Below are 22650 nucleotides of genomic sequence, written 5' to 3'. Positions count from 1 at the left end.
TCCGCTCAATTGAAATTGCCGAGAACGGATGTGCCGCTATACATTTATGTATGACTCTGAAGACTCAGGAAATCGGATGGGAGCTCTATCGGTCGTTCCTTGGCGTGCTGAAGGAAGGCTCGTTGTCCGGAGCGGCGCGCGCACTCGGCATCACGCAGCCCACTGTCGGCCGCCACGTTGCGGCGCTCGAGAAGGCGCTGGGTGTCGTCTTGTTCACGCGCTCCCAGCTCGGCCTGATGCCGACAGAACTGGCACTGGCGCTCCGCTCCTATGCCGAAGCGATGGAAAGCACGGCCGCCTCCCTGGCGCGCGCAGCCTCCAGCCAGGGCGAAGGGGTGCGCGGGGTGGTGCGCGTGTCGGCCAGCGATGTGATCGGCGTGGAGGTGTTGCCGCCCATCGTTGCCCGACTGCGCGAGCGCCACCCCGACCTGAAGGTCGAACTGGTGCTGACCAATCGGGTGCAGGATCTGCTGCGGCGAGAGGCGGACATTGCCGTTCGCATGACGCCTCCGAGGCAGGAGCAGCTCGTGGCGCGTCGCGTTGCACGAATCGAACTTGGCCTGCATGCGACCAAGGAGTACCTGAGCCGCCAGGGCACGCCGCGCAATGCGCGCGACCTGGAGAACCATTCGCTCATCGGATATGACCAACCGACCGATTTCATCCGGCGCGTCGGCAAGACCCTGCCGGGCTTGCGTCGCGACGGCTTCTCGCTGCGCACGGACAGCGATCTCGCCCAGCTGGCGCTCATTCGCTGCGGCGCGGGAATCGGCTTTTGTCAGGTCCCGCTGGCCAGGCGCGACGCTTCGCTGCGGCGTGTGCTGGCGAAAGCGTATTCGCTTCATCTCGAAACCTGGGTGACGATGCACGAGGATTTACGCGGCAGCCCCCGGTGCCGCGCCACTTTCGACGCGCTGGCCGACGGCATGCAGGAATACACGGCCGCGCCGCGCCAGGCCGGCCCAATGCCTTAGGGCCGATCCCATCCCCCCTCTTCGCGCCCCCGCCCCGTACGTGTTTGCTACGTGGGCGCCCGGATTACGCAGCGGCCCCTGGCATTCCATGATCTGCAGGGCCAATAACGAGCCGACAACCCGGTGACCATCATGACCCTTCTCTCCGTGACATCGCTCAAGCGCTTTGCGGCCGCTGCCCTGATCGCGCTGGCCGCTGGCTGCAGCACGAACGCACTCAACAACGACAACCTGGCCATTGCGTCGGGTTTCAAGGTCGTGACGCCCGTGAAGCCGGAGCAGCGCGCCATGCTCGCCAAACTGCCCAAGGACCAGGTCTCACCTGTCAACTACCAGGGCAAGATGTACTACGTGATCCCCGATTCGATGAACAACCTGGTCTATGTGGGCGGCCCTGCGGAATACCAGCAGTACCAGAAGCTGCGCGTGGCGAAGCAGCTCAGCAACAACAACCTCGAGGCGGCGCAGATCAACCAGATGGACATGGATTGGGGTGGCTGGGGCGGATGGGGCGGACCGGGCTTTATCGGATTTGCGCGCTAGCATCGCAGCTTCGCGCGAGGTCGTCCGCCGGACGGGCGCGTTGCTGAAGGAGCGGCCATGCGCCTGGCCAGGGTCCTCAAGGTCTTTTGTTTGTCGCTGGGCATCTGGCTCGCAGGGCCTGCGCGTGCGGACGACGGCGTGCCGACCCGGTTGGTCATGCCTTTCGAAGGCGGCTCCGGCACCGCGGTCGCGCTGTATCTGGCCGAACGAGCCAACGCCGAATACGGCGCCCACGTCTATGTCGAGGAAAAGCCCGGTGCGAGCGGCCGCATCGGCGCGATGATGGTCAAGAACGCCGCGCCCGACGGCAGAACGATCGCCTTGTTTCCCTTCGTGGTGCCGGTGCTGGCGCCGCTGATCTTCAAGGACGTCCGTTACGACCCGGTGCGCGACTTCGCGCCCGTATCGCAAATCGCCACCTACAGCCTGGCGCTCGCGGTGCCCAACGACCACCCCGCCACGTCGGTTGCCGGGTTCGTGGCGTGGGCCAGGGAACATCCCTCGCAAGCGTTCTTCGGCACCGGCGCGGCGGGAAGCCTGCCGCATTTCCTCGGGATGATGATGGCGCAAGCGGCGGGCATCGAGATGATGCACGTGGCCTACAAGGGCGCGGGGCCCATGACGGTCGACCTCATCGCGGGTCGCATCCCCGCCGGCATCTCGACGATTTCCGACCTGATCGAGATGCATCGTGCGCACAGGTTCCGCATCATCGCGGTGTCCGGCCCGAAGCGCCTGGCGCAATTGCCCGAAGTACCGACCTTTGCCGAACAGGGCTTTCCGACCGTGCAGGCCACCGGCTGGGTCGGCGTCTTCGCCCCTGCCGGGACCCCGAGGAAACTTGTCGATCAATGGTCATCGATGTTCGCGAACATCGTGCATTCGCCGCAGGCAAGCGCCAGGCTGGCCGAACTGGGCCTCGAACCGACCGGAACGGGCCCCGGCGAACTCGCGGCCGCCTTGGCGAGCGATATTGCCCGCTGGCAGCCAGTCATCAAGGCAGCGGGCTTTCACGCCGACTGAATCCGGCGCAGCCGCACCATTGCCCGAAAGGTCTATTGCCGTAGGACAAGACGCTCGCTAGCATGGGCGGCCCGACACAACTGGACGTCGTTAATGGCCGTGCGCCCCTCCGATGCCTGTCCCCCACCGGCAGCCATCCGGCTCGTTTCCGATTCGCTAGCGGGCAAGGTGCAAGAGCCGCTTCCGCCTTCAGTACACGATCCGCTGCGCTTCGAGCGGCTGCTCTCCGACTTGTCGGCGACATTCATCGCGCTGCCTCCGCAGGAGATCGATGGGGCCATCCAGGACAGCCTGGCGCTCATCGTCTCGACGCTCGGCATCGATCGTTCCACGCTCGCGCGGGTCTTTCCCTTGACCGGCCGCATCGAGGTCACCCACTCGTACGCCGTGGAGGGTATCGAGCCGGTGCCCATGAGCCTCGCGGCGCGCGAGGTCAGTCCCTGGGCGTTGAAGATGGCGATGGCCAACAAGCCCGTCGTTTTCGAGCGACTGGACGATCTCCCGCCCGAGGCCAGCGTGGACAAGGAGAACTACCGCAGCATTCGCCTCAAGTCGCACGTGACGATGCCCATCATCGTGGCGGGCGAACTGCATGGCGGCCTGAGTTTTGGCTGCGTGCGCAACGAGCGCAGGTGGTCGGCCGACCTTCTCGGCCGCATGCGACTGCTGGCGAATATCTTCGGCAGTGCCATTGCACGCAAACGCACCCAGGACCAGCTTGACAATGCCATCGGCTTCGAAAGGCTGGCAAGCTGCATCCTGGCATCCCTGGTGCTGGCCGATCCAGGCCAGACGGATGCCGCCATCGGAATCGGCCTGCGGCAGATCGGACAGTTCATGGGCGCCGAGCGGGTTTCACTTTGGGACCGCATGGCGGGCGAGGCGACCTTCCGTTCGGTCCAGCGCTGGGAAGAGGATGAATTCGCGCCACCACTGGCGCTGGGCGACACACCGGATCTCCCCTGGATCATGCAGCGACTGGCCATGGGGAACATCGTGCGGCTGGCCCGGGTCAGCGATCTTCCGCGTGACGCCGAGGGCGATCGCATCGCGTTGCAGGCCTCCAGAGTCCGTTCATTGCTCGTGGTGCCCATCTCGGTATCGGGCCGGATCGCGGGCGCCTTGTCCATCGCGAGCACACAGCTCGAACACGAATGGCCGGACGCGTTGATGCCCGGCGTCAGTCTGCTCGCCGAAGTGTTCGGCAGCCTTCATGCCCGGGACACGGCCGAACGCCGCAAGCTCGCCGCAGAGGTCGAGGCAGCGCACTGGCGCGAGCGGCTGGCCCACCTGGTCCGGGTGCATACGGCGGGCGAGATGTCGGTAGCGCTCGCGCACGAGATCACCCAACCGCTCGGCGCGATCGAGAACTATGCGCTGGCGGCACGCCGGCGTGCGGGTGAGCCCGCGCCTGATTTGGCGCGGGTGACCGAACTGCTCGACAAGGTGGTTGGACAGGCCACCCGTGCCGGCGACGTGGTCACGCGCATGCGCAGCATGGTGCAGCGGCACGAGCTCGACCTGAAGCTGATCGAGATCGAACGCGCTGTCTCCGAATGCGTCGGCATGGTGAAGATGGATTGCGATCTGCGCGAAATCGAGATCCGCTTGTTGGCCGACAGCGGACTGCCCCGCATCACGGTGGACGAGATCCATCTGCAGCAGGTCGTGCTGAACCTGCTTCGCAATGCGATGGAGGCCATCGAGCAGGGCGGTGGCGAGCGCGTGATCAACATTTCGATTGCGCTCAACCAGCGGGACGAGGTTCAGGTCGAGGTCGCCGATACCGGCAGCGGCATTGCCGAAGGTGATCTGGAGCGGATCTTCGAGTCCTTCTATTCGACCAAGGCCAGTGGCCTGGGCGTCGGACTCGCGATCTGCCGAAAGCTGATGGAAGCGCACGGCGGCATGCTCTGGGCCGCGCACAATCCGCGCGGCGGCGCTCTTTTCCGATTCACCATTCCCACCGCTTCTCATGCGGATTGACAAGATCGACGACATGGCAGAACCGACGGTATTCATCATCGACGACGACGAAGGCTACCGGGACTCGGTGCAGGAGCTCGTGAGTTCGGTCGGCCTGCCCACCGAGACCTTCGCCTCGGCGCTCGATTTCCTGGAGAGCTTCGATTGCGCGCGGCCTGGCTGCCTGGTGCTGGACGTGCGCATGGCGCGCATGAGCGGCCTGGCACTTCAGGAGCGGCTCCGCACGATGGGCGCCACCATCCCGATCGTCTTCATCAGCGGCCACGGCGACATCGCGATGGCCGTCAAGGCCGTCAAGGAAGGTGCGGTGGACTTCGTGCAGAAGCCCTACCGCGAACAACAGTTGCTCGACGCCATCGACGAAGCGCTGCGCCGCAACGCGGCCCCGCGCACCTACAGCGGCGACACGCAGCAGGCGTTGGCGAGCCGCGTCGCGGCACTGAGCCCGCGCGAGCGGGAAGTCATGACGCTGGCGCTCCAGGGGCTGCCCAGCAAGGTGATCGCGAAGGAACTCGCGATCAGCCATCGCACGGTCGAACAGCACCGCAGCCGCCTGCTCGAAAAGCTCGGCGTCGGCTCGATCACCGAGCTGCTGCGCCTGAATCTCCAAGGCTCGCTGGAATAGCGCAGGCGGCTGCGGCCGCTCGCTACGTACGTGGCTCTGCGTGCTCACCGGGATGGACTGCCCGGGTGCGGGCGGTCACCATGGGCACAGGAAAGGGCCGATCCAGTGGGCACCGACGGGCATGCCGCCGCCATACGCTGGCGTGGTGATTCCCATCGTGATGAGTGCCGGCTTGTCGGAATTGATGCCTGCACACGTGTATGTCCTCGTCCTCGATCCGCACGATCGCGCATGGATCGAGTCCGCGCTCGTGCGCTGGGTGGACTCGCTGGTCTTCCTCCACGATGTGCGCGGACAGCTCGCCAAGATGCCGCGCGGCCCGGGACATTGCCTGATCGTCTCGGCCGACGAAGACGAAGCGGCGACACTGCGGCTGGTGCGCGAGCTCAGGAGTTCGGGCGCCACCCTGCCGGTCATCGTGCTGGGGCCGCACACCGCGTTTCGCACGGCGGTGGACATCGCGAGGCTGGAGGCGACCGATTTTCTCGAAAGGCCAGCCAGCGTGAGACAACTGTGCGCGGCAGTGCGGCGCGCCTGCGCGGAGACGCTTTGACAGCGAGCGCCGAGCCGAACATGAGCGACACCAAGATCGACCCGGACTTGCTCCCCGGTGCGCTGACGACAGCCACGTCGGAGCTGTCGAACGCACTGACGCAGGCCCTGCCGCTGCCCGACATCATGTTCGGAGGTTGCGTGCTGGTCGTGGTGATCATGTTCCACGCGTTCTGGATACGCGTCATCACCAACTCGTTTCTCAAGCGCTCGCAAGTCATCCGCATGCATGTGTCGCTATGGCGCGCGGACCTGCTGTTTGCCGCCATGGTGATGATGATGCTGGTGCTGCACCTGGCGGAGGTGGTCGTCTGGGCGGCGGCGCTCTTCTTCGGCAACATCGTCGGCAACTGGGCGAGCGCGACCTACTTTGCAGCCAACTGCTATACGGCACTCGGCGAGCCCTTCTCGCTGCCGCGCACCTGGCGCATCGTGGCGCCGATCATCGCGATGTCCGGCATCTTCGCGTTTGCATGGACCGCGAGCGTGCTGGTCAATTTTGTCGCCCGCTACAACGAGCTTCGGGCGGCCATTCTGGTACCTGGGCCGTAGCCGGCCTGATCTTCCCTCGACAGTCAACAGGAACTCCCATGAAAGTGTCTCTCTTCTCCGCCGCTTCGCTGGCGTGTATCGTGATCTGTGCCGGCCAGCTTGCCGGCTGCGCCTCGCCCAGCACAGGCGCCGACGTCGTGGCCTCCGAGAATTCGAAGGACAAGGTCCGGGATGTCGGCTTCCTGAGCGAGCCGGGCCGGCTCAAGGCAGTGGCCGCGACCGGCGGTTTGCTCTGCTGGCGCCAGCCCGGTGTGGACTGGAAGCGCTACGACAAGGCCATGATCGAGCGCATCCAGGTCTACATCCAGCCCACACCTGACCAGCGCCCCATCGACCCAAGCGATCTCAAGACGCTGCTGGACTATTTCCATGGCGCGCTCGTGCGCGATCTGGGACGTGACGTGAAGATCGTGGACACGGCGGGGCCAGGCGTCATTCGTGTCCGGCTGGCATTGACGGCGTTGGTGCCCACCAACACCGCCAAGAGCCTCGCAGGCACTGCGGTGCCCTATGGCTTCGTGGCGGAAATCGGATCGGGCTCGACCACTGGCCGCCCCGTCGGGTCGACGCCCTACATGGGCCAGACCGGTCTCGAGGCGCAGTTCCGCGACGGCGCCACCGGCGCGGTGCTGGGTGAATGCGCCGACACGGAGATCGGCCTGAAGTACGCGGCCGACCTGAACAGCGGCGCAACGACCGCGGCAAAAGCATGGCTTGATGGCTACGCCAGCTCGTTCCAGAGTTGGACGTATGCTCAGGACGCCTTCAACAAGTGGTCGGCGGCCTTTGCGCGCAGGTTTTCGGAGTTGCGCGCTGGAGCCTGATCTTCTGGTAAGCCCATGAATCGCATGAATCGCCTGAACAAACTATCTCTTCCGACCGCCTGCCTGCTTCCGCTGTTCGCAGCGCTTCCCGCCGCTGCGCAGGACTTGCCTGCAGCCAACGCGTGGCAGTTCGAGTTCATCCCGTATCTATGGGCCGCCGGAATCCGCTCGGACATCAAGCTCGGCCCCTTGCCCGAGAACACCGCACGTATCAAGTCGAGCGGCGTGCTCAAAGCGCTCGACTTCGGCGCGATGGGAACCCTGGAAGCACGCAAGGGACCCTGGGGCGGGCTGCTCGACATGCAGTACGTGAAGCTCGGCGTGTCGAACCAGTTCCTGGGCGGGCTCGCGGGCGGCTACAACTTGAAGTACGAGCAAACGCTCGTGACGCTGGCGGGCTACTACCGCGTCGTCGATGACCCGAGGGTTGCGGTCGACGTGCTGGGCGGTGCTCGCTATGTCGACGCGCGCAGCACCCTCGACATCTCGCCCAGCCTGCGCGGGCTGGGCCGTCAGACGGATGCATCGGCCAGCTGGTGGAATGGCATCGTCGGCGTTCGCGCCATCGTGCCGCTCGGCGACAAATGGTCGGCCATGGGCTACCTGGATGCCGGCGAAGGCAATTCGACTTCGAGCTGGCAGGGCATCCTCGGCACCAGCTACCAGTACTCGCCCACGGTTTCACTGAAGTTCGGCTATCGCTACCTGAGCTTCGATCGAGACAACGCCGTTCTCAACAAGGTCGCCCTGGGCGGCTTTTACGTCGGCGCGGGTTTCAAGTTTTGAGACGGGGGCCCGGCGCGACGCCCGGAGCCCGCCGTGCAAAGCGCTCTGTGAACAGCGGCCCGGCGATGGATGTGACCAGCACCATGATCAGCACGCCGTCGAACATGCGGCCGTCAAGCAGGGGTTGCCCGGCTGCATTGAACGTCTGCTTGGCCACCAGCGCCGCCGCGAGCGTTGCGGCAACCTGCGGAAGGGTCAGCGACCACATCGTCATCCGTTCCTCTGGCAGATAGCCGAAGGCGCGGCCACAGCTCTCAGTGGCCAGCAGCTTGCCGATGAAGAGCGCGCCAATGATGCCGCCCGCCAGGAGGCCGTCGACAGACAGGCTTCGCAGCAGCGCCAACGGGTCGATGAGGAAGCCCGTGACGACAAAGAAGACGGGGATGAACAAGGTCGTCCCCATGAATTCGAGCTTGTTCTTGGCCGGCTTGTCCTTCACGGCGGCGTTGACCGCCAAGCCCGCCATGAAAGTGCCCACGATGCCCGGCAGATTGATGGCCTGGGCGAGCAGCGCGGTGATTGCCAGTATCGCCAGCATGATGACGAAGTAGGTTTCCTCATCGTGTTCCACCCTCTTGAGGATGTAGGCGGCCGCACGACTCAGTCCCGCCAGCACGAAGGCGACGAATGCGACGATCTCGATCACCTGCACCGCCAGGCCGCTCGCGGAAAACCCACTGACGAACATCGGAACGCAGGCAGCAAAGACGAGCAGCGAGAGTGTGTCGGACACCATCGTGGCGCCGATCGTGACGACCACCGGCTCCGACTTCGTCAGGCCGCGAGCGGTAACGATGGGCAGTGCGAGCAAGGTGTGCGAGGCGAGCAGCGAGCCGACGACGATCGCGGGCAGGAGCGTGTAACCCAGCCAAGTGGCCACCAGCGCACCCAGCACCAGCGGAATCGAGGTCGTGACCACCCCGAAGATGATGGACCGCGCGAGTTTTTCGCGAAAGAGCGTCAAATCGATTTCGAGCCCGGCGAAAAACATCAGCAGCAACATGCCCAGCTCGGAGAAAAACTGCGCGGTCGGGTGATCCTTCGGGAAGACGTCCAGCATGTGCGGGCCGAGCAGGACCCCGCTGAGCAACAGGCCGACGACCACCGGCACCCGAAGGATGCGGGCAATGTGCGGCATGACGAGGATCAAGGCCATGAAGATCGCGAATCTCGCCAGCGTCGGAAGCAACTCTATGGCCCGATGTACGACTTCAAGGAACAGCATGTCGATCCCCGGTGATTTCACCATTGCCTTTGCGGGACTGGCAGCGTGCCAGCGCCGATCTCTGTCGGGGATTTTGAACGCCGGTGCAGGCGTTGCCTATGACTGCGCGTACTGACCGCTACGTACGTGGTCGAAGCCGTGGCCGCCACGATTCTCCAGCTGCCGGACTGGGCCTAGCCTTCAGGGAATGACAAGGCCCGACGGTTTCACATGAACTCCACACCCCGACGTCCAACCGGCGCGAAGCGTCCGTCTGCACCGCCGTCCGCACTGCCAGTTGCCGCTCCCGGCGCTGCGCCCACATCGGCGCAGATCAACACCGACCTGGCCATCGACCGCACCGTCATGGCGGCAGACCGGACCTTGATGGCCTGGACGCGGACTTCGCTGTCGATGATCAGTTTCGGATTCACGATCTACAAGGTCCTGGAGGCGCTCGCGAGCCAGGCCACCACGCCGATCAGGCAAGGATTGCCGCGCGATGCCGGTCTTTTCCTGACGGCCCTGGGCACATTGGCCATGGTGATGGGCTCGATCGAATACTGGACGCGCATCAAGGAGCTTCGGCGGACCAAGTACTTGCGGCTCATGCAGCCCTCGTTCATCATGGGGCTGATCATGTGCGCGGTCGGGATATTGATCTTTGTCGGGATCATCTCCAGGACGCTATGAGCGCGAGCGAAATCGCACGTACGTGGTGCTGCGTGCGCACTCGGATGGCTTTCGACGCCCCGAGTCTTGAGAATGCCCACAAGTCCGGATCCAGGGCCACCTGGCACCTCTCCATCAGTTCAATCACAGAGGAACAAACATGACGAGCAAGAAGCCGAACATCCTGATCCTATGGGGCGACGACGTGGGCTGGTGGAACATCAGCTACAACAGCCGCGGCCAGATGGGCTACAGGACGCCGAACATCGATCGCGTGGCCAACGAAGGCATCGCATTCACCGACTACTACGCCCAGCAGAGCTGCACCGCCGGCCGGGCCGCCTTTATCACTGGCCAGAACCCCATCCGGACCGGATTGACCAAGGTCGGAATGCCGGGCGCATCCGTCGGCCTGCACGAGGAAGACCCGACCATCGCCGAGCTCCTGAAGCCGCATGGCTATGCGACGGGACAGTTCGGCAAGAACCACCTGGGCGACAAGGACGAATACCTGCCCACGGTGCACGGGTTCGACGAATTCTTCGGCAACCTCTACCACCTGAACGCGGAAGAGGAACCTGAGGACCCGGACTACCCCAAGGACCCGAATTTCAAGAAGGCCTTCGGCCCGCGCGGCGTGCTGCACTGCCTGGCGGACGGCAAGGGTGGGCAGACCATCGAGAACACCGGCCCGCTGACCAAGAAGCGGATGGAAACCATCGACGACGAGACGACCGAGGCGGCGCTGAAGTTCATCGACAAGTGCCACGCGGACGACAAGCCATTCTTCCTTTGGTACAACACCACGGCCATGCATTTCCGCACCCACTGCGCGGAAAAGCACAAGGGCAAGAGCGGCCAGGGCGACTACAACGACGTGATGGTCGCGCACGACGAACACATCGGACAGATGCTCGACAAGCTGGACGAGCTCGGCATCGCCGACAACACCATCGTCATGTATTCGACCGACAACGGCCCGCACTACAACAGCTGGCCCGACGCGGGCATCACCCCCTTCAGGGCCGAGAAGAACACCAATTGGGAAGGCGGCTGGCGCGTGCCGTGCTTCGTGCGGTGGCCCGAGAAGTTCAAGGCCGGCACGGTGATCAACGGCATGGTCTCGCACCAGGACTGGCTTCCGACGCTGCTCGCGGCAGTGGGCGAGGCCGACGTCAAGGAGAAGCTCGTGGCAGGCTGCAAGGTCGGCGACAAGAACTTCAAGGTTCACATCGACGGCTTCAACATGCTGCCCTACCTGAGCGGCGAGGCCAAGGCTTCGCCGCGGGACACCTTCTTCTACATCAGCGACGACGGCGAGATCATGGCGATCCGCATGCACGACTGGAAGGTGGTGCTGATGGAGCAACGTGCCAAGACGCTGCAATGCTGGTTCGAGCCCTTCGTCAAATACCGGGCACCGAAGATCTTCAACCTGCGTCGAGACCCCTTCGAGCGAGCGGACGAGAACTCCAATACCTATTGGGACTGGGTGATCTCGCACGCCTACATCGTCTACGCCATGCAGTCGGTGGTGTCCAAGCAGATCGAGGCATTCGTCAAGTTCCCGCCAAGGCAGAAGCCAGCGTCCTTCAACCTGGATGAAGTCTTGCGCAAGCTGCAGGAAGCGAACAGCGCCGCGCATTGACGCCCGCAAGGCGCCGGCCGGAGGTCACTTCGCTTTGACGAGGTCGCGCACGACTTGCACATAGCCGTGCGCGACCCGCGCCTCTTTCAAGGCGCCCTTTCGCTCGAGGATCGCATGCATGCGGCGCAAGTTGTATGACGGCACGGTGGGTGCCAGATGGTGCTCGACGTGATAGTTGACGAAGTTGGGCGCGAAGAGAAGACGCTCCCACCACGACGCGAGGACAGTCCGGGTGTTGCTCCAGACGTCCTGGCTCATGGTGCCCGGCAGCGCGCCGTGCTCTGCGGCATTGCGGATGCGGCTGACCAGCATGTAAGTGGTGAGCCATGACACCGGCCAGAGCACATACGCCATCGGATGGCCGCAAGCCCACAGCAGTGCCAGTGCGGCTGCGTGGACCAGCAGGATGCGGCGAGCATTCCACAGCAGATGGCGCACGGTGCGCTTTTCCGGCCCGTCGGCAAGCGCTGCCCCGGCCTGGGCGCTCTGCTTCTTGTAGGCATAGCCGAATCGCAGGTTCTGGGGTTCCGCATGCGCATACAACACAGCCAGGGTCGTCGCCGCCTTGAGCCCGGTGATGCCGAGAAGGTCGCGCAAGACCTTGCGTGCGAGGGAAGCCTTGCTCACCGGATAGCCGCGGTAGTTGGGCAAGTCGGGATCGTCCGGCGTACCGGTCTTCACATGGTGGGTCATGTGATAGCTGCGATAGATCGAAAGATCCGCGAACACGGGCGCGGCGCACAGCCACTGTCCAATCCAGTCGTTCAAGGCGCGCGAAGGCGTGAACGAGCGGTGTGCGCACTCGTGCATCAGGATGCCCAGTCCCAGTTGGCGGCCGGCCAGCACCAGCATGGCCACACCCACGGCGGCAACGCCCGGCCACGCGACGACGAAGAAAAAGCTGGCGGCGATCAGGCTCCAGTTGACCAACAGCATCCAGGCGGCGTGCCCGTTGGACTTGCGCTGCAAGTCGCGCAGCTCCTGGCGGTCCAGCAGTTTGCGTACGTCATTCATCGATCACACTCCATTTCCAATCCGGAAGCCTCGATTGAAGCAAAGCACCGGCACAATTTGTTGACATGAAGCGCCAGATCAATGACATGAAAGCGTCGGGCGCCGCGAAGCCAGTGCGCGTGGCGATCGTTCTTCCTGACAGGCCGTGGGCAGGATCGGTACTGTTGGTGCGCGACCTGCTCCAGGCCGCCGGCACGCTGGCGATGCGCAACGACGACATCGCGGCCAGTGCGCTGTTCGATGTGCGGCTCGTGGCGCGCAGCAGAGCGCCGGTCACAAGCTTTGGCGGCCTGCCTCTGGCACCTGACCTGACGCTGAGGCGATCGGGAGACTTCAGCGTGGTGGTCGTGCCTGCGCAGTTCGCACCGGCGGCCGAGACCACCGAAGACGACGCGCAGTACGGCCTATGGCTGCGGCGCCAGCACGCGCGCGGTGCATTGCTGATGAGCTTCGGCGGAGCGCTTCTGCTGGCGAAGTCGGGGCTGCTCGATGGCCGCGAGGCCACGGGGCTGCTGAGCGAGCGCTCGATCATCCAGCGGCGCTTTCCGGAGGTGCGCTACCAGTCGTCTCGCCGGATCGTCGCCGCCGCCGACATCGTGACGGTATGCGGCATTGGCCCCACGGTGGACGCTTGTGCACACCTGATCGAGCGATTCTTCGGAATGCAGCGCGCACGCCGCTTTCTGCGCCACACAAGCACCGAGGCGCTCCCTGCGGACAACAAACTCGCGCTGTGGAGTGCGCCCTACAAGAGACACGGCGATGCGCAAGTCATTGCCGCACAGGAAGCACTCGAGCGGGAAATGGACCCGCCGCCCACCCTGGCTGCCCTTGCACGGCAGGTTGGATTGAGCGAACGCAGCCTGTCACGCCGCTTCGCCGAGGCCGTGGGCCTCAACATGCGCCAGTACGTCGCGAACCTGCGGCTCGAACATGCCGACCATCTGCTTGCGACGACGCGCCTGCCATTGGCGCACGTGGCGCGCGAGTGCGGCTATGCAAGCGCCAGCGCCCTGAGCCGCGCATTCGCCGCCGCTCGCGGCAAGGCTCCGCGCCGATATCGGGTCGATCATTCGGTCGGGCCACAGGGACGCTGATCGACGCTGAGCGACGAACAAACAAAATCATCCAGGCCGGCGAACCGGCCTGGATGAAGCGCGGATCAGATCAGCTGATCAGATCGGCGTCGCCTGCGGTGCCGGCGGAAGCGGCGTCCCGCCTGGGCCGTTCGCATAGGTGCGGGGCGAGACGGGCGCTTGCTGCCCCACGCCCGGCTTCGAGTAGTCGCAGACGCCGGTGCTGAACACTGCTTGCAGGCGGGTTTGCTGAATGCCCGTGAAGGTGATGCCGGCGTAGTCGCTGAAATTCAGCGGCTTGAGCGTGCACTTCAGGATGTTCTCCGCGCGTGGGCCACCAGCGACTTGCCGCGGCGACGCATGGATGGCGAGCTTGGGGTCCGCATTGCATGTCGCCTGATCGGTCACCTTGGTCGAGAACGAAGTGTCGGTGCTCAGGTAGCAATAGTCGAATGCCGCTGATGGCTTGGAGGCGAGCACCTGAGCCGGCGTGCGCTCGCTGTTCAGCGTCGCCTTCGGCGCGGAAGTGACCAGGCTCGAGAGCCAGGTGTCCATCATCAGGAAAGACTGGAGCGTGAGCGGTGCCGGCGCAACCAGGCCGGTACCGAAGCGCCACATCACCTGGTTGCCGTGGCCACCACCGTCCTGGTCGAGGCGATCGCGTTCCGCGAAGCTGCGCCAGATGTAGTGGATACCGGATTCGTCATAGCCGCGAAGATCGATGATCGGGAGCTTTGCGAGCTGCACGCCGCTGGCGACGATTCCACTCTGGTAGGCGATCTGCAATCCGGCCGGATCGGCCACCGAGCGCGACGTCGTCAGGTTGGAATCAGCGTCGCTGCCGCCGACGCCTTCGTTCAGCGTCACGAATTCCTCGGCGTTGATCGCTCCGGAAAGCAGCGCCTTCAGGCCGTACTGGACGCCGACGTTGTCGTTCGTCTGGTTGGCTCGCGTCGTGCCCGGTGCAACTCCCCAGACAGCGACTGCGAGATCGGGGTCACCGCAGCGCGGGCCGGTCGGGTTGGAGACCGGGTCATAGACCTGGCTTGCCGGCAGCTTGCAATTGTTGGTGGCGGCACCCGGCACGAGATCCCCGGCCGGATTGGCAACAAACATCGGCGCGTAGTTGCCGGGCTTGTTGTTGTAGCCGAAGGCGTTAACCCACGAATGGCAGCCCGTTTGATCGAGGTGGCCATTGATGGCGGTCTTCTTGGCGGCAACGGTCGGTGCGTCGAGGCCAGTCTGGAGATTCTTCCAGGCTGGGCTGGCGTAGAAGTTCACGAGCTGCACGCAGTCGGCCACTTCGATGCCGGTGGTGATCGAGTCGGGGTAGTCGCACTGAACCTGAATGCCGTCGAGCAGGCCTGGGAACGTCGACGCCACGGTGTTTTGTCCGATCGATCCGCCGGAGCAGCCATTGCCCGTCGTGTACTTGATCTCACCGTACGACTTGGTGATGTATTCCTTCATCATCATCACGGTTTCGCCGGCGAGGATGCGATTCGAGTTGTAGAGCGAATCGGTCATGCTGTTGTCGACGACCATGACGCCCCGGGAGAGCGCGCTGTCGTCCGCCCAGTTCTGTTCCGAGCGGAACTGCTGCCGCGGCTGGCCCGTGCTCGCGCCGAACGAATAGACGACCTTGCCGGTCCATTGCGCCTGGGGTGCATTGGCAGTCCAGGGCTTGGTCGGATCGAACAGCACGGCGATGTCGAAGATGCCGCGGTTCACGGTCCCGCGCTCGACCCTGACGATGTACGGCACCGGCGTCGTCGCGCCGAGCGGGGTGGTGGTCGCGACCGACGACATTGGCGTCGTGCCGTGCACATAAGGCTGCAGGCACGAGTTCGCCGGTGTCGGCGGGTTCGGATTCGCGATGGTGGGCGAAGGGTCCGGCAGCACGAACGAACAGCCGCCATCGCCGGCGGCCACGGTCAACGGCGTGAGCGTCCGATAGTACAGCTTGGCCTGCGTCGCGATATTGCATTGCGCGTCGGTCGCGGTGGTCGGCAGGCCACTCGCATTCGTTCCGGCGGCCGATGCCGTTGCGGCCGTCGGTGTCGGCGTCGCGCAAACCCAGGGCATGACCTGCGAGCTCAACAGCACAGGACCGCCGATCGGATGATTGGTCAGTGTGAGCGAAGCGCCGCGGAAGGAGTTGTCGGTGGACGTCACCTTGAGTGAGTTGTCACCCTTGGCCAGTCCGGTCACGAGTCCCACGATGCGCCCGTCACTGCGCTTTTCCTTGAAAGCACTCGTCACGTCGGTAGAGCCGAGCGTGACTTTCAGCATTGAAGTCGAGGCGCCGACCGGCATCTTGATCTCGACCAATGCAGAGCCGCCGGACACCATGTCGGCGCGCGTCGACAGCGGCTGCACCTTCACCTGTCCTCCCTGTGTCGACGTGGGGAGCCACCCGCCTCCGCCACCGCCGCCACAGGCAGCCAATAAGACGCACAAGGTCGAGCCCGCGGCACACGCCGCCAGCCTTTTATAAAGCCTCATATGTTTGTCTCCGTTTTTCTCAGGCGTTAGAAAGCCGAGTCATGCTATGGGTGACCGAGTGTCACATTCACGAGGTTTTCCCTAATCGGGCCTCATTGCAACTCGGCCTTAGTCGCATCGGAGACAGTGGTTAATGCAGAGTGCGGAGCACCCGTCAGAGCAAGTCAGGAATAGCGCTTCTCCAACGCATCCCACTCGGGCTTTCCGACCAGGCGCTGTCGCTCCGCGAATGGCGCGACGAGTGCCGGGTCTTCCGTCAGACGGCGGGAGTCGCGCAACGTGGTGAGTGCTTTCTGCATTCCCGCGACGGCGCCCTGGAGTGCCGCGTTCGCGTAGAGCACCACGCCGTATCCCAGCTGTCCCAGCTCCTCAGCGCCAAAGATTGGCGTCTTGCCGCCGATCACCATGTTCATCAGTTGCGGCTTGTGCAGGCGCTGCGGCAATGCACGGATCTCTTCCGCTGTGGTGACCGCTTCGACGAAGAGGATGTCAGCGCCGGCCTCGGCGAACTTCTGCGCCCGTTCGATGGCAGCCTCGAAGCCTTGCGTGGCACACGCGTCAGTGCGCGCGAGGACGAGAAAGTCCGGGTCATGCCGCGCATCGACGGCCGACTTGATCTTGCTCACCGCCTCCTCGGTCGAGATGACCTCCTTGCCCGAGAAGTGGCCGCATCGCTTGGGTGCCACCTGGTCTTCGAGCTGGATGCAGTCGGCGCCCGCCCGCTCCAGCACGCGAACCGTGTGCCGCACATTGAGTGCGTTGCCGAAGCCGGTGTCGGCGTCGACGATGAGCGGGACGCTCACCGCATCGCGAATGCGCGCCGTGTGCTCGGCGATCTCATGCAGGCCCATGAAGCCCTGGTCGGGCATGCCGAACCACATGTTGGTCACGCCGGCACCGGTGATGTAGATGGCATCGAAGCCGAGGTCTTCGACGACCTTGGCCGAGAGCGCGTTGAACGCGCCGGGCACGATCACGCCGCGGCGGGCTTCGACCAAAGCCCTGAGTTGTTTGCGGGTAGACATTCAGGAACTCCTGTGAGATTCAAAAGCTGTCGCCAGGCACGCGAAGCTGGCCTTCCATATGGACAGGATCACCGTCTTGCTGGTGCTGGACGTTTCGCCGCGGCCATGCCGTCGGCGCCACCATCGTAGATCGAGACCTCCTCGGCCGTATCGCTCGCCTGACGAATTACTTTGCGGGCGCCTTGCTGCTCCCCTATGCGCCGTTCCTCACGGCGGCGGAGAGCTTGCGCTACGACTTCACTCCCTACCCGGCCGGATCGGCGAATCCGAGGTGGTGGCGCCCGCCCGGGCTGTCGTGCGCAGGGTCTTGGCGGCTTCCACCATGTGGGTCAGCGCGGAAATCACTTCTGCCCACTGGCGCGTTTTGAGGCCGCAGTCCGGATTCACCCACAGTCGCCCGGCCGGAATACGCTCGGCCGCCTTCTCCATCAGTTGCACGATGTGCGCCTGCGTCGGGATGTTGGGCGAGTGGATGTCATAGACACCGGGACCGATCTCGTTCGGATAGTTGAAATTGTCGAACGCGTCGAGCAGTTCCATGTTCGAGCGCGAGGTCTCGATCGTGATCACATCCGCATCCATGTCGGCGATCGACCCGATGATGTCGTTGAACTCCGAATAGCACATGTGCGTGTGGATCTGGGTCTCGTCGTGCACGCCGTTGGCGGTGATGCGGAAGGACTCGACGGCCCAGTCGAGGTAGGATTTCCACTGCGATTTGCGCAGCGGCAGCCCTTCGCGCAAAGCCGCTTCGTCGATCTGGATCACGCGCACGCCGGCCTTCTCCAGGTCGAGCACTTCCTCGCGGATCGCAAGCGCCAACTGCTTGCAGGACACTGAGCGCGGCTGGTCATCGCGCACGAATGACCAGTTCAGGATCGTGACCGGGCCGGTCAGCATGCCTTTCATCGGTTTGTCGGTCAGCGACTGCGCGTACCGGATCCATTCGACCGTCATCGCCTTGGGGCGGGTGATGTCGCCGAAGAGGATCGGCGGCTTCACGCAACGTGAGCCATAGGATTGCACCCAGCCGAGCTGGCTGAAGGCGTAGCCATCGAGTTGCTCGCCGAAGTACTCGACCATGTCATTGCGCTCGGCCTCGCCGTGAACCAGCACATCCAGGCCCAATGCCTCCTGCTCACGCACGCTGCGGGCTATTTCCGCCTGCATTGCGGCCTTGTAGCCAACTTCATCGAGTTCGCCGGCCTTGAACTGGCTTCGCGCGTGACGGATCTCGGCGGTCTGCGGAAACGAGCCGATGGTGGTGGTCGGGAACGCGGGAAGCTTCAGCCTGGCCGCCTGCAGAGGGGCACGTTGTGCGTAGCCGCTTTTGCGCTCACCGAGCTTGGCATCGAGTCGGGCCATCGCCGCCTTGACTGCCGGCTTGTTGACGCGCGGCGACGACCGACGCGTCGCGATGGCAGCGTGGTTGGCGTCCAGCGCGTCGTTGACTGCATCGCGGCCCTGGTTGAGACCTGTCGCCAGCACCTTCAGTTCGTCCAGCTTCTGCAGTGCATAGGCAAGCCACGACTTGACTTCGGGGTCGAGCTTTTGCTCGCTCGCCAAATCGACCGGCACGTGCAACAGCGAGCAGGACGGCGCAATCCACAATCGGTCGCCAAGTTGATGCGCGATCGGCTCGACCCAGTCGAGCGCCGCGGCCAGATCGGTCTTCCAGATATTGCGGCCGTCGATCACGCCCAGCGACAGCACCTTGTGGGATGGCAACAGGTTCAGCAACGGCTTCACGTCGTCGCGCCCGTTGATCGCGTCGATGTGCAGGCCCGCAACCGGCAGGTTGACCGCGAGATAGCGGTTGTCCAGCAGCTGTCCGAAGTAGGTGGCCAGCAGCAGCTTGACGCGGGCGCCCTTGAGTTGGTGATAGGCGATGTTGAAGGCGTGCTGCCATTCGGCATCGAGCTCGGTGACCAGCAACGGTTCGTCGACCTGCACCCATTCGATTCCCTGCGCGGCGAGGGTGGCGAGCAAGTCGGCGTAGACCGTCAGAAGACGTGGCAGCAACGCCAGCTTGTCCGAGCCATCCTTGGCCTTGCCGATGGCCAGGTAGGTGACCGGCCCGACGATCACGGGCTTCGCGTTGACGCCTTGGGCCTTCGCTTCGGCCAGTTGTTCCAGCAAGCGAGAGGCATCGAGCTGGAACTGGGTCTGCGCGCTGAACTCCGGCACGATGTAGTGGTAGTTGGTGTCGAACCACTTGGTCATCTCGCCGGCAGCGACACCGCCGCAGCATGCACCGTGGTCTTCGGCGCCTTGAGCCGAGCGACCGCGCGCGACCCGGAAATAGTTGTCCAGTGCATCGCCATGGAAATCGCACACGCGTTCGGGCAGATTGCCCAGCGTGAAGCTCATGTCCAGGACCTGGTCATAGAAAGCGAAATCACCGACCGGGGCGAGATCGAGGCCGGCCTGATGCTGCCAGTGACGTTGGCGCAGCTGCGCGCCTAAAGCTTTCAGCTCGTCGCGTGAGGATGCGCCCTTCCAATACGACTCGAGCGCGAACTTGAGTTCGCGCTTCGCGCCGATGCGGGGAAAACCAAGGTTGTGGGTAAGGACCATGAGAGTGACTGCCTTGGACGATTCAGATTTCGGATGGCGCGATCGTAGACAGGCGTGTCCATGAAGTAAAATGGTCTTATTTCAACGATCGATTAATTTCGCTCATACAAAATGCTCGAGCGGATTCACTTGGCCATCGTGCAGGAAGTCGCCAAACAGGGCTCCCTGACCGCCGCTGCAGGCACGCTTTGCCTCACGCAGTCAGCGCTGAGCCATGCGATGAAGAAACTCGAGCAACAACTGGGCACCGCGATCTGGCTGCGTGAGGGACGCAGCCTGCGACCCACGCAGGCAGGCGTTTACCTGCTCGCCTTGGCCAACCGGGTGCTGCCTCAACTCGAGGTCGCGGAGGAACGCCTCCGGCAGTACGCGCAGGGCGAGCGCGGCACGCTGCGCATCGGCATGGAATGCCACCCCTGCTACCAGTGGCTGCTCAAGGTGGTGGCACCGTATCTCGCTGAATGGCCCGACGTGGACGTGGACGTCAAGCAGAAATTCCAGTTCGGTGGCATCGGCGCGCTGTTCGGCTTCGAGATCGACCTGCTGGTGACCCCGGACCCCCTGTTCAAACCCGGGCTGCGCTTCGAGCCGGTGTTCGACTATGAACAGGTGCTGGTGGTCGGTGCCAGGCATCCGCTGGCTTCAGCCCCCTATGTCAAGCCGCAGCAACTGACATCCGAGGTTCTGATCACCTATCCCGTGGCCGCCGAACGGCTCGACGTCTACAACCAGTTTCTGATGCCCGCCGGCATCACCCCCAAGCGCCACAAGACCATCGAGACGACGGACATCATGCTGCAGATGGTCGCCAGCGGCCGAGGCGTGGCAGCCCTTCCCCGTTGGTTGGTGCAGGAGTACGCGGGAAAACTGGAGATCGTCCCTGTGCGGCTCGGCCGCCATGGGCTCGCCAAGCAAATCTTCCTCGGGGCCCGCGAGTCGGATATGGACGTGGACTACCTGAAGGCTTTCATCGGGCTGTCGCGCCGTGCGCCCGCGCGGGGAAAGGCAACCTGACTGGCCTGCGCTGATCGGTCTGCAATGTGTCAGCGAATCGTCGAGAGCCGCGCGGGTACGGATCCACCCGCACCGCAATCCCTCAGCAATTCAGCGGACTGGGTGACCTGGTCGGCCATCCGGTCGTTCAACGAGGCCCAGACGCGATACGCAGGGCGGATCACGAGCAACCATGCCAAGGCAGCGGCAACCGCAAAGAAGCCAGACACCAACAGCCAGTGCATCGATTCCATCCATCATTCCGCTTGTTTTTGTTGACCCGGAGTTTCTTGCCGGAGTCGGCGGAAGGACATCCTCAAAAGTGTTGATGACAGATGAAAACGCTAGCACCCACTGCCCAGCGCAGTCTTGCTCTCCCCCACGGGCTTGACACCGTGCGCCATGAGTGGACGAACGACCCGGCTGGCGAATTTTTCCAGGTCAGCGGCTGTGTCTTCGCCGTTCCAGGACACCTCGATCGAATCCGCTCCCCGCGGCAGGCGCCAATGCTCGATCTTGATGCCTTGCGCCTGCGCTCGCTCCACATGGCTGACGCATCCGAACGGCTTTGCCATGAAACGGGCCGGCAGCAGAGTCTCGACCTCGCCGGCGGCCTGGCAACTGAGCGAATAGCTCTTCTTCGTCAGCCCCTCGACAGTCCAGCCCACGTCGACTTCACTCTTGGACTTTGCCTTCGCCCTTGCCGGAAACGGGCACTGCCAGCCCGCCAGCGGATCGCCGGCCGAAAATGCATCGGCGCTTCGCTGCTTGACCATGGATTCGACGGAACGCCCGGAGGAGCGCTGCCGGACGATRAGGGCCGAGCGATCCTTTGCGTCGGCCGGCTGCTCGACTGAAAAATACCGCACCTCGAAGGACTTGCGCTTGCCGACCCCCAGCCCAAGCAAGGCAGCAGCCTCTTCGATCGATCGGGGTCCGCCTGCCGCGGTGTCCCAGCGAATGGCGAATTCCGCAGGGCTCCCGGCGTGCGCCATGTTGGCGAGCCACAGCAAGACTGCGGCCGCGATGACTGGGCGGCTCTTCAAGCTTTGTCCTTGTCTTTGCCCTTGTGCTTCTTCGCCGGTGCGGCGTCGCCGTCGAGCACCAGGTGGCTCGGATCGAGTTCGCGCTTCTTGAGGTCCTGCAGCAGACCCGCGTCGCTGAGATCGATCTTGTGCGACGCCTCCCAGTCATGCAGCGCCGTTTCCTGCAGGCGATGCACCGTGCCGGGATCATCTGTCTCGATCGCGAGTTCGCGCCGTCCGTCGAAGCTGCCAGGCGCCAGATTGATCGACCCGACGATGGCTCGCTTGCCGTCGGCCAGCATCATCTTCGCGTGCAGCTTCAAGTGCCGCATCGTGTGCACCTTGGCGCCGACATCCTGGAGGATTCGAAGTCCACCCACGCCCTCGATCAGCTTTTCGGCTTTCAGCGAATGTGGCGGCTTTGTCAGGATGTGGACCTTGACCCCGCGCACTGCCGCGCGCACGAGTCGCTCGATGATCACCATGTCCTGATAGCGTTCGTTCTGCACCCACAGGGTGCTCTCGGCGGAGTCGATGAAAGCGGCGACGCGCTGGCGCCCGTTGTCCGGACACCAGATCAAGCGAGACTCCGGGTGCGGCGCGAAGTCCTCGTGGGCCCAGTCGGCGTCGAAGCAGGAGACCATCTCGCGCGTCTCCAGGTCGTGCGTGGTGATGACCGCGTAGTCGCGCGTCTCGGTCAGGTCCCTCGGCTCCCAGTTCAATGACTCGACGAAGCCGGTCTGGTGGTCGACCACCATCGACTTCTGGTGGGTCAGGTCGAACTTCGGGTTGCTGTCGCGCACTTCGATGCCGGCGGCCACCAGCTTGGCGCGAGCCTGCTCGTTCTCGCTTTCTCCGCTCCGGCGTGCGGGATTCAGCATCACGCGAACCTTGACGCCGCGTTGCCGGGCCGCGATGACGGCATCGAGGAGCGTCTCGTCGGTGAACAGGAACATCCGGATGTTGAGTGCCGTCTTCGCCCCCTGGATGGCGTCCAGGATGGGCTTGGATGTGTCGTCGGGCAGAACAATGAGCTTGTGGGACAT

General features: G+C 64.1%; 21 protein-coding genes and 1 pseudogene. 14 read left to right on the top strand and 8 right to left on the bottom strand.

Annotated elements, in window-relative coordinates:
* The first annotated feature begins 50 nt into the window (after positions 1-50).
* The 9 genes from AC1DMA_RS06965 (at position 51) to AC1DMA_RS06925 (ending at position 7865) form a co-directional block, all read left to right on the top strand.
* Positions 51-974, top strand: coding sequence for a LysR family transcriptional regulator (locus AC1DMA_RS06965; protein ID WP_478143706.1), 924 nt, complete (start codon positions 51-53; stop codon positions 972-974).
* Between the two features lie 132 nt (positions 975-1106).
* Complete coding sequence (locus tag AC1DMA_RS06960) at positions 1107-1517, top strand: hypothetical protein (RefSeq protein WP_478143705.1); 411 nt, start codon at positions 1107-1109, stop codon at positions 1515-1517.
* A 57-nt stretch (positions 1518-1574) separates the two neighbouring features.
* Positions 1575-2540, top strand: coding sequence for a tripartite tricarboxylate transporter substrate-binding protein (locus AC1DMA_RS06955; protein WP_478124387.1), 966 nt, complete (start codon positions 1575-1577; stop codon positions 2538-2540).
* 93 nt (positions 2541-2633) lie between these two features.
* Positions 2634-4526, top strand: coding sequence for a GAF domain-containing sensor histidine kinase (locus AC1DMA_RS06950; RefSeq protein WP_478143704.1), 1893 nt, complete (start codon positions 2634-2636; stop codon positions 4524-4526).
* 13 nt (positions 4527-4539) lie between these two features.
* Positions 4540-5151 carry a response regulator transcription factor gene (locus tag AC1DMA_RS06945; RefSeq protein ID WP_478143703.1) on the top strand — a complete coding sequence of 204 codons (612 nt, stop codon included), beginning with the start codon at positions 4540-4542 and terminating at the stop codon, positions 5149-5151.
* Between the two features lie 121 nt (positions 5152-5272).
* Positions 5273-5704 (top strand): hypothetical protein, encoded by a 432-nt coding sequence (locus AC1DMA_RS06940; protein WP_478143702.1) that lies wholly within the window; start codon positions 5273-5275, stop codon positions 5702-5704.
* Positions 5705-5724: 20 nt separating this feature from the next.
* Positions 5725-6255 (top strand): hypothetical protein, encoded by a 531-nt coding sequence (locus AC1DMA_RS06935; protein WP_478143701.1) that lies wholly within the window; start codon positions 5725-5727, stop codon positions 6253-6255.
* A 38-nt stretch (positions 6256-6293) separates the two neighbouring features.
* Positions 6294-7079: a DUF3313 domain-containing protein gene (locus tag AC1DMA_RS06930; protein ID WP_478124382.1), complete on the top strand. Its 786-nt coding sequence runs from the start codon at positions 6294-6296 to the stop codon at positions 7077-7079.
* A 24-nt stretch (positions 7080-7103) separates the two neighbouring features.
* Positions 7104-7865: a hypothetical protein gene (locus AC1DMA_RS06925; protein ID WP_478143700.1), complete on the top strand. Its 762-nt coding sequence runs from the start codon at positions 7104-7106 to the stop codon at positions 7863-7865.
* Here the strand turns inward: AC1DMA_RS06925 and AC1DMA_RS06920 are convergent.
* Positions 7855-9114, bottom strand: a complete 1260-nt coding sequence (locus AC1DMA_RS06920) for a cation:proton antiporter (protein ID WP_478143699.1) — start codon at positions 9112-9114, stop codon at positions 7855-7857. The two genes, AC1DMA_RS06925 and AC1DMA_RS06920, sit on opposite strands and share 11 nt — an antisense overlap.
* A gap of 186 nt (positions 9115-9300) precedes the next feature.
* Between AC1DMA_RS06920 and AC1DMA_RS06915 the strand changes: the two genes are divergently transcribed.
* Positions 9301-9762 carry a YidH family protein gene (locus tag AC1DMA_RS06915; protein ID WP_478124379.1) on the top strand — a complete coding sequence of 154 codons (462 nt, stop codon included), beginning with the start codon at positions 9301-9303 and terminating at the stop codon, positions 9760-9762.
* Positions 9763-9901: 139 nt separating this feature from the next.
* Positions 9902-11389 carry an arylsulfatase gene (locus AC1DMA_RS06910; RefSeq protein WP_478124378.1) on the top strand — a complete coding sequence of 496 codons (1488 nt, stop codon included), beginning with the start codon at positions 9902-9904 and terminating at the stop codon, positions 11387-11389.
* Between the two features lie 24 nt (positions 11390-11413).
* Here AC1DMA_RS06910 and AC1DMA_RS06905 read toward each other — a convergent pair whose 3' ends face one another.
* On the bottom strand, positions 11414-12403 hold the full coding sequence (locus AC1DMA_RS06905; protein WP_478143698.1) for a fatty acid desaturase family protein: 990 nt from the start codon (positions 12401-12403) through the stop codon (positions 11414-11416).
* 65 nt (positions 12404-12468) lie between these two features.
* Here AC1DMA_RS06905 and AC1DMA_RS06900 point away from each other — a divergent pair, with 65 nt between their 5' ends.
* Positions 12469-13500, top strand: a complete 1032-nt coding sequence (locus AC1DMA_RS06900) for a GlxA family transcriptional regulator (protein ID WP_478143697.1) — start codon at positions 12469-12471, stop codon at positions 13498-13500.
* A gap of 78 nt (positions 13501-13578) precedes the next feature.
* On the opposite strand, the gene AC1DMA_RS06895 is transcribed toward AC1DMA_RS06900, so the two are convergent.
* Together AC1DMA_RS06895 and AC1DMA_RS06890 are read right to left on the bottom strand one after the other, a co-directional pair.
* A complete protein-coding gene (locus AC1DMA_RS06895; RefSeq protein WP_478143696.1) occupies positions 13579-15984 on the bottom strand; it encodes a DUF6351 family protein in 2406 nt (801 codons plus the stop codon).
* Positions 15985-16148: 164 nt separating this feature from the next.
* Complete coding sequence (locus AC1DMA_RS06890) at positions 16149-17009, bottom strand: isocitrate lyase/PEP mutase family protein (RefSeq protein WP_478143695.1); 861 nt, start codon at positions 17007-17009, stop codon at positions 16149-16151.
* A gap of 152 nt (positions 17010-17161) precedes the next feature.
* On the opposite strand from AC1DMA_RS06890, the pseudogene AC1DMA_RS06885 reads away from it, so the two are divergent.
* Positions 17162-17245 (top strand): annotated as a pseudogene (locus AC1DMA_RS06885) (ImmA/IrrE family metallo-endopeptidase); the annotation flags it as partial.
* A 1-nt stretch (position 17246) separates the two neighbouring features.
* Here the strand turns inward: AC1DMA_RS06885 and metE are convergent.
* Complete coding sequence (gene metE, locus AC1DMA_RS06880) at positions 17247-19586, bottom strand: 5-methyltetrahydropteroyltriglutamate--homocysteine S-methyltransferase (protein ID WP_478143694.1); 2340 nt, start codon at positions 19584-19586, stop codon at positions 17247-17249.
* Between the two features lie 111 nt (positions 19587-19697).
* Here metE and AC1DMA_RS06875 point away from each other — a divergent pair, with 111 nt between their 5' ends.
* Positions 19698-20600: a LysR family transcriptional regulator gene (locus tag AC1DMA_RS06875; protein WP_478143693.1), complete on the top strand. Its 903-nt coding sequence runs from the start codon at positions 19698-19700 to the stop codon at positions 20598-20600.
* 29 nt (positions 20601-20629) lie between these two features.
* Here the strand turns inward: AC1DMA_RS06875 and AC1DMA_RS06870 are convergent, their stop codons facing one another.
* The 3 genes from AC1DMA_RS06870 to AC1DMA_RS06860 all read right to left on the bottom strand — a co-directional run bounded on the left by AC1DMA_RS06870 (position 20630) and on the right by AC1DMA_RS06860 (position 22650).
* Entirely contained in the window at positions 20630-20833 is a 204-nt protein-coding gene (locus AC1DMA_RS06870; protein WP_478124371.1) for a hypothetical protein, read from the bottom strand.
* A 90-nt stretch (positions 20834-20923) separates the two neighbouring features.
* Positions 20924-21625 carry a hypothetical protein gene (locus AC1DMA_RS06865; protein WP_478143692.1) on the bottom strand — a complete coding sequence of 234 codons (702 nt, stop codon included), beginning with the start codon at positions 21623-21625 and terminating at the stop codon, positions 20924-20926.
* Positions 21622-22650, bottom strand: a complete 1029-nt coding sequence (locus AC1DMA_RS06860) for a phospholipase D-like domain-containing protein (RefSeq protein WP_478143691.1) — start codon at positions 22648-22650, stop codon at positions 21622-21624. The genes AC1DMA_RS06865 and AC1DMA_RS06860 overlap by 4 nt, the downstream gene beginning before the upstream one ends.

This window comes from Variovorax sp. 05N34 (genome assembly GCF_056397405.1).
This window is presented reverse-complemented; position numbering and strand designations above follow the sequence as displayed.